Origin of the sequence: Microbacterium sp. 69-7, assembly GCF_001897985.1 — a bacterium.
In the GTDB taxonomy this organism is placed as follows: Bacteria; Actinomycetota; Actinomycetes; order Actinomycetales; family Microbacteriaceae; genus Microbacterium; species Microbacterium laevaniformans.
Window position 1 is genome coordinate 1 of the sequence record NZ_MKRU01000037.1, and the last position, 8,887, is coordinate 8,887.

At 69.4% G+C, this 8,887-nt stretch carries 11 protein-coding genes; 5 read left to right on the top strand and 6 right to left on the bottom strand.

Annotated features, from left to right (window positions below):
• The coding region (locus BGN98_RS03600) for a protein-L-isoaspartate carboxylmethyltransferase (RefSeq protein ID WP_288119606.1) at positions 1–287 on the top strand (287 nt) is incomplete at its 5' end.
• Between the two features lie 20 nt (positions 288–307).
• On the opposite strand, the gene BGN98_RS03605 is transcribed toward BGN98_RS03600, so the two are convergent.
• Both BGN98_RS03605 and BGN98_RS03610 read right to left on the bottom strand, forming a co-directional pair.
• Positions 308–649, bottom strand: a complete 342-nt coding sequence (locus BGN98_RS03605) for a hypothetical protein (protein ID WP_061683814.1) — start codon at positions 647–649, stop codon at positions 308–310.
• Complete coding sequence (locus BGN98_RS03610) at positions 646–972, bottom strand: DUF7882 family protein (RefSeq protein WP_061683815.1); 327 nt, start codon at positions 970–972, stop codon at positions 646–648. The genes BGN98_RS03605 and BGN98_RS03610 overlap by 4 nt, the downstream gene beginning before the upstream one ends.
• Before the next feature lie 149 nt (positions 973–1,121).
• Between BGN98_RS03610 and BGN98_RS03615 the strand changes: the two genes are divergently transcribed.
• Positions 1,122–1,610 (top strand): MarR family winged helix-turn-helix transcriptional regulator, encoded by a 489-nt coding sequence (locus tag BGN98_RS03615; protein WP_036286981.1) that lies wholly within the window; start codon positions 1,122–1,124, stop codon positions 1,608–1,610.
• Here the strand turns inward: BGN98_RS03615 and BGN98_RS03620 are convergent.
• On the bottom strand, positions 1,595–2,086 hold the full coding sequence (locus BGN98_RS03620; RefSeq protein ID WP_288119611.1) for a MarR family winged helix-turn-helix transcriptional regulator: 492 nt from the start codon (positions 2,084–2,086) through the stop codon (positions 1,595–1,597). The two genes, BGN98_RS03615 and BGN98_RS03620, sit on opposite strands and share 16 nt — an antisense overlap.
• Before the next feature lie 73 nt (positions 2,087–2,159).
• Here BGN98_RS03620 and BGN98_RS03625 point away from each other — a divergent pair, with 73 nt between their 5' ends.
• The 3 genes from BGN98_RS03625 to BGN98_RS03635 are packed head-to-tail and all read left to right on the top strand — an operon-like array spanning position 2,160 to position 6,263.
• Positions 2,160–3,773 carry a carboxyl transferase domain-containing protein gene (locus BGN98_RS03625; RefSeq protein ID WP_288119613.1) on the top strand — a complete coding sequence of 538 codons (1,614 nt, stop codon included), beginning with the start codon at positions 2,160–2,162 and terminating at the stop codon, positions 3,771–3,773.
• A gap of 4 nt (positions 3,774–3,777) precedes the next feature.
• Positions 3,778–5,766 (top strand): acetyl-CoA carboxylase biotin carboxylase subunit, encoded by a 1,989-nt coding sequence (locus BGN98_RS03630; protein ID WP_288119615.1) that lies wholly within the window; start codon positions 3,778–3,780, stop codon positions 5,764–5,766.
• Positions 5,763–6,263 carry a MaoC family dehydratase gene (locus BGN98_RS03635; protein WP_036286952.1) on the top strand — a complete coding sequence of 167 codons (501 nt, stop codon included), beginning with the start codon at positions 5,763–5,765 and terminating at the stop codon, positions 6,261–6,263. The genes BGN98_RS03630 and BGN98_RS03635 overlap by 4 nt, the downstream gene beginning before the upstream one ends.
• On the opposite strand, the gene BGN98_RS03640 is transcribed toward BGN98_RS03635, so the two are convergent.
• The 3 genes from BGN98_RS03640 to BGN98_RS03650 are packed head-to-tail and all read right to left on the bottom strand — an operon-like array spanning position 6,264 to position 8,671.
• Positions 6,264–6,854: a TetR/AcrR family transcriptional regulator gene (locus tag BGN98_RS03640; protein ID WP_036286949.1), complete on the bottom strand. Its 591-nt coding sequence runs from the start codon at positions 6,852–6,854 to the stop codon at positions 6,264–6,266.
• Between the two features lie 42 nt (positions 6,855–6,896).
• Complete coding sequence (locus BGN98_RS03645; protein WP_036286947.1) at positions 6,897–7,742, bottom strand: transglutaminase family protein; 846 nt, start codon at positions 7,740–7,742, stop codon at positions 6,897–6,899.
• Entirely contained in the window at positions 7,739–8,671 is a 933-nt protein-coding gene (locus BGN98_RS03650; RefSeq protein WP_005047726.1) for an alpha-E domain-containing protein, read from the bottom strand. The genes BGN98_RS03645 and BGN98_RS03650 overlap by 4 nt, the downstream gene beginning before the upstream one ends.
• Positions 8,672–8,887: the final 216 nt, after the last annotated feature.

Below are 8,887 nucleotides of genomic sequence, written 5' to 3' on the forward strand. Positions count from 1 at the left end.
CTTCCTCCGTGTCGGTTCTCGAGAAGGAGTTCACACCGGGACCGGACTCCGGCCTCGTCGTCGTCGCCTTGAGCAACGCGTCCACGGTCACCTACATCCAGCCGGTCATCGCCGACGGCCACCCGCGGTGGATGGTGACGTTCGAGCCCCGGACCGAGGGTTTCGACCTCGACGCCGCGGGCGTGGCCCGCCTGTCGGCCGATCTCTCCACCCTCGCCGACCTGTGCGGTTATCTGCAGGAACGCACCGAGCAGGCCATCGCCGAGGCAACCGCCGCCGGAGTCTGAGCCGCACCGCGCGGTGCGATCTAGACCAGAGGCGTCGTGAACACGGCGGTCGCCAGCGCGCCGAGCGCGACGATTCCGCTCACCGTCGCCGCCGCCTGCCACAGCGCTTGCGCGCGCGTCGACCGCGACTCGACACCGGGTTCGGGCCGCGCGGCATGAGCGCCGAACACCGCGCGCTGAGCGTCGACCAGGGTCATGTAACGGCCGACGGGGGTCGAGCGCGAGTCGAAGCCGACGAAGTGTCCGTCGGGTGTGCCCTCCACGCAGCCCACGTAGTCACCGGCGCGTGAGGCGACGAAGAAGTCCTCACTGACACGGGCCCAGGTCACGCGCCCCGCGGACGCCGGAGCGATGATGCTCATGCGACGGCCGCCAGCTCCGCGCGCGACGGCGCGGTGGTCAGCGCACGCTCCATCACCACTCCAGCCGCCGAAGCCGCCGCCTGGGCGATCTCGTTCACCCGCGCGGGGTCGAGGCGGATGGGCTCCGCGTCGTCGAACTCGAAGCGCAGCGGAATCGCGCTGTGCACCCACAGGGCCGTCCGACCGACGGCGGGCGACGAGAACGTGAGGCTGAAGCCCTCCGACCGGCGGAGCTTGGTCATCGCGACCATCCGAAGGTGAGCGAGGTCGACGTCGTCGATCTCGATCGCGTCGGAGCTGTTGCCGTAGTACATGCGTCCCATCGTGACTCCCTCGGTGTGGTGCGTTGCGCCCGGTCGGTTACGAGAAAGGTTATTCTGTTAATAAGTAGTTAGTCAAACGAGATAATTCATGAGCTATATTGGAGGCACCGTAGCTTTTCGGTGATGACTTCTTCTGGGAGGCGAGCGAGGTGACGACCGCACACACGCCCGACGCAACCCCCGTCCTGGATGCTCTGGCACGCTTCAGAGCGGCCGACGCACAGATGCATCAGCGCGTGCGCACCCATGCCGCCCTCGGCGAGAACGAGCTGCGCATCCTTCAGTACGTTCTGGCCTGCGATCGCGCGGGCACCGACGTCAAGCCGAGCGAGATCTCGCGCCACCTCGGCATCAGCTCCGCGTCGACGACGGCCCTGCTCGACCGACTGGAGCGCCTCGGGAGTGTTCAGCGCGTGAGCCATCCCACCGATCGGCGCAGCATCCTCATCGCTCCGACCGCGCGCGCGGCAGCCGAGGTTGCAACCCTGGTCGACGCCTTCGAGAACCGCGTGGCGACAACAATCGACCACCTGTCCGAGGAGGGGCGAGCCGCCGTGATCGCCTTCCTGGATGCCGCGACCGACGCCGCCGACGAGATCGCCGACCCCACGATCGCTCGCGACTACGCGTCGATGTGATCGACCGCGACGCGCATCGCGTCGAGGAAGCGGATGACCGTGTCCCGATGGTCCTGATCCATTTCGCGAACGACCGCCATCATGCGCTCGTGCATCGCTGAGAGCGTCTGACGCACCTCGTCATCGGACTTCTCGCTGGAGCGGATGAGCACGCTGCGGCGATCGCCGGGGTTGGGGGTCCGCGTGATGTGGCCCGACTTCTCGAGCCGGTCCAGCAGTGCGGTCGTGGACGCGGAAGTGATCCCGAGATAGCGGCTCAGGGCGACGGGCGTCACATCCTCGTGGCGCAAGCGTGCGCGCGCGAGGAAGCGGAGCACGAGAAGCTCGTTCTCTCCCATGTCCATCGACTGCTGGGTCCTTCGCCGCATCGCCACCTCGGCGGCCCGGTAGGAGCGCATGGCTTCCATGACCGACGTAGAGCGCGCATCTTCGTCCACGTACCAGTAGGACGGCGACTGCTCGGCGGGCATGCTCATCGCAACATTGTGCCGCACCAGCGCGGGGGCCCCAGATCAGTGACGACGGTGGACATTCCCCGCCGCAGGCGCTATGTTTCTGATCGGGTTACTGATTGATAACCGAAATGAGGATGCCGTGTCGACGAAGGCGACGGACGGGTACCGCGAGCTCGTGGCGACGCTGCGCGCCGTGCGCGAGAGAGCCGCGCGGGGCGGCCCCGACAGCGCGCGCCAGCGGCACACCTCCCGCGGCAAACTCCTGGCTCGCGACAGGATCGACCTGCTGCTGGATCGCGGAAGCCCGTTCCTCGAACTCGCTCCCCTCGCCGCGCACGGTCTCTACGGCGGCGACGCTCCCGCCGCCGGCGTCATCGCCGGCATCGGCCTCGTCCACGGGCGGCACGTGATGGTCGTCGCCAACGACGCCACCGTCAAAGGCGGCACGTACTATCCGATGACGGTGAAGAAGCACCTGCGCGCACAGGAGGTCGCGGCCGAGAATCGCCTCCCGTGCATCTACCTCGTCGACTCCGGCGGCGCGTTCCTGCCCCTCCAGGACGAGGTGTTCCCCGATCGCGAGCACTTCGGTCGCATCTTCTACAACCAGGCGCGGATGTCACGCGACGGCATCGCGCAGATCTCCGCGGTGATGGGCTCCTCGACCGCCGGCGGCGCCTACGTCCCGGCGATGAGCGACGAGACCGTGATCGTGCGCGACCAGGGCACGATCTTCCTCGGCGGTCCGCCTCTGGTCAAGGCCGCGACCGGCGAGGTCGTCACGGCGGAGGAACTCGGGGGCGGGGTGACGCACTCGCGCATCTCGGGCGTCACCGATCATCTCGCCGAGAACGATCATCACGCCCTTCAGATCGTTCGCGACATCGTCGCCACCTTGCCGCGCTGCGCCGCGCTGCCGTACGATCTCGGCCCGGCCGATCCGCCCGCGCACGACGCCGACACTCTCTACGACGTTGTCCCGGTCGAGCTGACCACTCCCTACGACGCGCGCGAGATCATCACACGACTCGTCGACGACAGCCGGTTCGCGGAGTTCAAGCAGGAGTACGGCGAGACCCTCGTCACCGGCTTCGCACACATCCACGGCCACCCCGTCGGCATCGTCGCCAACAACGGCGTCCTGTTCGCCGAGTCGGCGATGAAGGGGGCGCACTTCATCGAACTGTGCGACCAACGCGGCATCCCGCTGCTGTTCCTCCAGAACATCACCGGTTTCATGGTGGGGCGCGAATACGAGCACGGCGGCATCGCCAAGCACGGCGCGAAGATGGTCAACGCCGTCGCCTGCACCCGCGTGCCCAAGCTCACGGTCGTCGTGGGCGGGTCGTTCGGTGCCGGGACCTACTCCATGTGCGGTCGCGCCTACTCCCCGCGCTTCCTCTGGTTGTGGCCGGGAGCACGGGTGTCGGTCATGGGCGGCGCACAGGCGGCATCCGTGCTCTCGACCGTGCGGGGCGAGCAGCTCAGCGCCGCCGGCAACGCCTGGACCGAGGAGGAGAAGGCGGCGTTCGAAGCGCCCATCCGCGACCAGTACGAACGCCAGGGCAGCCCCTACTACTCCACCGCGCGGCTCTGGGACGACGGCGTGATCGAGCCCGCGCAGACCCGCGACGTGCTCGGACTCGCCCTCGACGTCGTCTCCCGTGTCCCGATGACCGACGCCGGCTACGGCGTCTTCCGGATGTGATCGCATGACCACCATCACGAAGGTGCTCGTCGCCAACCGCGGCGAGATCGCCGTGCGCATCATCCGTACGCTCCGGAGCCTCGGCATCCGCTCGGTCGCCGTCTTCAGCGACGCCGACGCGGATGCCGTGCACGTCCGCCTCGCCGACGAGGCGGTGCGCCTCGGGCCCGCCCCCGCCGCTCAGAGCTACCTGTCCATCGAGCGTGTGCTGGATGCCGCGCGGCAGACCGGCGCCGAGGCCGTCCACCCCGGTTTCGGCTTCCTTGCCGAGAACGCCGCCTTCGCGAGCGCCTGCGCGGATGCCGGCATCGTCTTCATCGGCCCGAGCCCCGAGGCGATCGAGATCATGGGCGACAAGATCTCGGCCAAGCGGACGGTGGAAGCCCGGGGTGTGCCCACCGTGCCGGGGCTTGCGCGCGCCGGCCTCACCGACGCGGAGCTGATCGACGGCGCTGCCGGAGTCGGCTTCCCCGTCCTCATCAAGCCCTCCGCGGGCGGAGGCGGCAAAGGGATGCACGTCGTCGAGGAGGAGGCGCAGCTTCCGGCCGCCGTCGCCGCCGCCCGGCGCGAGGCGGCGGCGTCCTTCGGTGACGACACCCTGTTTCTCGAGCGCTACGTCACGACGCCACGGCACATCGAAGTGCAGGTGATCGCCGACTCCCACGGCAACATCGTGCACCTCGGCGAACGCGAGTGCTCGCTGCAGCGACGGCATCAGAAGGTCGTCGAGGAGGCTCCCTCTCCCCTGCTGGATGCCGCGACGCGTGCCCGCATCGGGGCCGCCGCATGCGAGACGGCGCTCAGCGTCGGGTACGTGGGCGCCGGCACCGTGGAGTTCATCGTCCCCGCGGACCGTCCGGACGAGTTCTTCTTCATGGAGATGAACACGCGCCTGCAGGTGGAACATCCCGTCACCGAACTCATCACCGGCCTCGACCTGGTGGAGCTGCAGCTGCGCATCGCGGCGGGCGAGGCGCTGCCGTTCCGGCAACAGGACGTGCGCCTGAACGGCCACGCCATCGAGGTGCGCGTCTACGCCGAGGATCCGCAAGCGGGGTTCCTGCCCACCGGCGGCCGGGTCGAACGGGTCGTGCACCCGTCGGGACCCGGCATCCGCGTGGACACCTCGCTCGAGGACGGCCTCGACGTTTCCACCGACTACGACCCGATGCTCGCGAAGCTCATCGCGTGGGCTCCGAACCGCGAAGAGGCGCGGCGTCGTCTCGTGGCTGCCATCGCCGAGACCGCGATCTTCGGGTTCGAGACCAACCTCACCTTCCTGAAGCTGTTGCTCGAGCGGCCCGAAGTCATCGCCGGTGAGCTCGACACCGGGCTCATCGCCCGCGTCTTCGACGACCTCGCCTTTCCCGAGACCTCGGAGCGTACCTTCGCCGAAGCCGCGCTCGTCATGCACGCACAGCCGACCGGCACCACCGCGACGGGTCCGACCGGCCCGACAGGACCCTGGGCGCGCGCCGACGGGTGGCGGCTCGGTCCGGCGGTACCGAGCGCGTTCGACCTCGAGACCTCTGCGCGGCGGGAGCGGGTGCGGGTGTGGGCGTCGCCGCTGCGCGTCGCGGTCGGTGACGGCGGACCGCGAGCCGCCACGGTCGCCCTCGACGAGGGACGGGCGACGGTCGGCATCGGCGGTCTCGGACGCTCCTTCCCGTTCGCGGCGGGATCGGGCGGAGTCTGGCTCCGTACTGACGCAGACGCGGTTCTCGTGCGCGAGCACCGCGCGACATATGGAGCGGACCGCACCGCCGACGCCTCCCCCACACTCACCTCCCCTCTCCCGGGCACGGTCGTCATGGTGGCGGTCGACGAGGGCGCCCATGTCGAGGTGGGCGACGCGATCGTCGCGGTGGAGGCGATGAAGATGGAGCATGTGCTGCGCGCAACGGTGGGCGGCACCGTGCGGCTGACCGTCGCCGCCGGCGATCAGGTCGCCCGCGGCGGCGTCGTGGCCACGATCGAGAGGGAAGACGCATGAGCGACGGCATCGCCGCGGCACGGATCGAGCAGCGGGGGCTCTATTTCGAGGAGTTCATCGAGGGGGCGCTCTACGTGCATGCCCCCGGGCGTACCGTCACGGAAGCCGACAACGTGCTGTTCACGACGCTCACCATGAACACGCAGTCGCTCCACCTCGACGCGGCGTGGGCTGCGGGCACCGAGTTCGGGGAGCGCCTCGTCAACAGCATGTTCACCCTGTCGACGCTGGTCGGCCTGTCGGTCGCCCAGCTCACGCAGGGAACGATCGTGGCGAACCTGGGCTTCGGCCAGGTGGCGTTCCCGGCGCCAGTACGCGTCGGCGACACCCTCTACGCCGAGACGCTCATCACCCGAAAGCGCCTGTCGTCGTCCCGACCGGGGCAGGGCATCGTGGAGTTCGCCCACACGATGCGCAACCAGCGCGACGAGGTCGTGGCCACCGCGACGCGCATGACCCTCATGCGATGCCTGCCCGCGGCGCCGCGACGGGCGTGATCATCCCTCGACCAGAGCCCGGTGCGCCATCGCGGCGAGGATGCCGGCTGCCGCCGCACCGCTGGCGGGCGCGCTGTGGGGCGTGGAGTTGAGCAGACCGAAGACCCCGAGCAGCCGCGTCTCGCGTTCGGCCGCACTCAGGCGAGGAACGGCCGCGGCGAGCACGGTGTCCCAGTCCTGCACGTATTCGCGCTGCAGCCGCCGTACGCGTTGGTTGGTCTCCGCGTCGAGTCCGGCCAGCTCCCGATCCTGGATGCGGATGATGTCAGGGGCCGCGGTCGCGAAGCCGATGTGGAATGCGATGAGCTCGTCCAGCGCAGCGCGCGCCGCGGCGGCATCCGTCACCGGGCCGGCACCGAGGATCTCCCGAGCGCCCTGGAGCAGACGCTCGCTCGCGTCGAGAAGCAGCTCCGCCAGCAGCGCATCCTTGCTCCGGAAGTGCTTGTACAGGGCCGGGCCGCTCATCCCGACGGCTTCCCCGATCTCGACGGTGGTCACCGCCGCGAACCCGCGCCGCGCGAAGAGCGCGGCGGCCTCCGTGAGCAGGCGTGCTCGACGATCAGCCTTCTGCGAGCTGCGCCACGTCGTCACCGGTTCAGCCTACCGAGCCGCTGCGCAGTCCCCGCGGAGGCGTCACGCTTCCCGGGTGATGGTGACCTTCACGTGCAGGTTGCTCTTGAACGGGCCGGCGTAGACGCCCCGCAGCGGCGGGATGTCGTTGTAGTCACGGCCGCGCCCGACCAGCACGTGCCGGTCGCCGATCTCGGCGTTGTTGGTCGGATCGAACCCCTGCCACCCGCCCGAGAACCACTCCACCCAGGCGTGGGACTCGCCGGTCACGGGCACGCCGACCTCGGCATCCGGCTGCGGATGCAGGTACCCCGACACATAGCGCGCGGGGATGCCGACTTCGCGCAGCGCCCCGAGCGTGATGTGGGTGATGTCCTGGCAGACGCCCTTGCGCTCGACCCACGCCTCCGCACCGGTCGAATGCACGCCGGTGATGCCGTGCATGTACTCCATCGCGTCACCGACGGCGGTCGCGATCTCCAGCGCCGCGCGGGCGGGCTCATCGTGACGGGCGGCGATGTCGCGCGCGAGCTCGGCGACCTCGGGATGCGGGCTCGTGCGGGTCGACTGCCCGAGCATCTCCACCGTGCCGATCGAGCGTACGCTCTCGGCTGCGAGCCGCTCCCAGCTCAGCTCGGGGAACTCGAGCGGCCGCGGGCGCACCTCGACGAGCGAGCGGGCGGTGATCTCCAGCGACCGGTGGCCGGCGAGCACGTCGAAGGCGGCGACGCGAGTGCCGAAGTAGTCGAGGTAGTAGTTGACGCTCGTCGACGGGTCGATGTCCAGTTGCGAGCTCAGCACGAACTGACTGTCGGTGGAGATGGGCAGCATCCGCGCCTCGTTGTACGACGCTCCCACGTCGCCCTGATAGGCGAAGCCGGTGGTGTGCTCGATCCGCAGCCGCATCATGATGTCTCTCCGATCCAGCTCGGCTCGGCGTGCGTGGGAAAGAAGCGCCCGCGGATGGCTTCCGAGGCCTCCCGCGTGACCTTCTGCACACGCTCCATGTGATCGGGCAGCTCGCTGAGGATCTCGCCGATCGGCCGGTACTCGAGGTCGTTGCGGATGCGTCCCAGCGCCCGCAGCACGGTGTTCGAGTGGCCGACCCGATCGGCCACGGGGTCGATCTCCCGCATGCACGCTTCGGCCTGGGCGATCGAGTAGATGATCGAGCGCGGGAACAGCCGGTCCAGCAGCAGGAACTCAGCTGCGTTGGACGCGCTCGGCATCCCGCGATAGGTGCGTAGATACGCCTCGTAGGCGCCGCAGGAGCGCAGGATCGTCGTCCACGACGGACCGGATGCCTCGGTCAGCGCGCGCGTCGCGAGAAGCCGTGCGGTCATGTCGGTGCGTTCGATCGCCCGCCCCAGCGTCAGGAACTGCCACGCCTCGTCCCGGCTCGTGGAGGAATCGGTGATGCCGACGGCGAGCGCGGAGCGCTCCCGCACCCACTGGAAGAACTCGTGCACCTTCTCGTTGTGCAGGCGGCGCGGCATCCGCGAATTGGTCGTATTCAGCGTCTCCCACAGCTCCGTCGAGACGATCTCGCGCGCGCGGCGGGCGTTCTCGCGCGACGCCTGCACGGCGTAGGCGATGCTCGACGGGTTGGCGCGGTCGACGGCGAGGCTGGTCAGCACGTCGGAGCGGGTGACCTCGACCGTCGGTGGTGGCGGCACCGAGCCCATGACACCCATGAGCGAGCGGCAGGCCGTGTCCTCATCGATCCAGGGGTCCTCCAGCAGCAGCTGGAGGTGCACGTCGAGGATGCGGGCGGTGCCGTCGCTGCGCTCGATGTAGCGTCCGATCCAGAACAGGCTCTCGGCGATCCGGCTCAGCATGGCATCACCTCCGCATCCGCCCCCGCGGCGCGCACCGGATCCGCGCGTCCCCCTTGCGGCCCACCGTGTCCCACTTGCTGCACACCGTGTCCCGCTTCTGGTCGCCCCAGGCCCTTGCAGACGACAGATTCTGGGACATGCTGGCGGGTGGATGCCGCGGCATCCCGCACCGCCGGCTGTCGCTTCACCTCCTGGGTGTCGCGGCCCTGCTGCTGC

Coding starts and splice junctions, on each gene's coding strand:
- BGN98_RS03645 (WP_036286947.1), bottom strand. CDS start 7,742: ATGATGCGGCTGCGGATCGAGCACACCACCGGCTTCGCCTATCAGGGC.
- BGN98_RS03650 (WP_005047726.1), bottom strand. CDS start 8,671: ATGCTGAGCCGGATCGCCGAGAGCCTGTTCTGGATCGGACGCTACATC.
- BGN98_RS03625 (WP_288119613.1), top strand. CDS start 2,160: ATGTTTCTGATCGGGTTACTGATTGATAACCGAAATGAGGATGCCGTG.
- BGN98_RS03610 (WP_061683815.1), bottom strand. CDS start 972: ATGGGACGCATGTACTACGGCAACAGCTCCGACGCGATCGAGATCGAC.
- BGN98_RS03620 (WP_288119611.1), bottom strand. CDS start 2,086: ATGAGCATGCCCGCCGAGCAGTCGCCGTCCTACTGGTACGTGGACGAA.
- BGN98_RS03635 (WP_036286952.1), top strand. CDS start 5,763: ATGAGCGACGGCATCGCCGCGGCACGGATCGAGCAGCGGGGGCTCTAT.
- BGN98_RS03630 (WP_288119615.1), top strand. CDS start 3,778: ATGACCACCATCACGAAGGTGCTCGTCGCCAACCGCGGCGAGATCGCC.
- BGN98_RS03605 (WP_061683814.1), bottom strand. CDS start 649: ATGAGCATCATCGCTCCGGCGTCCGCGGGGCGCGTGACCTGGGCCCGT.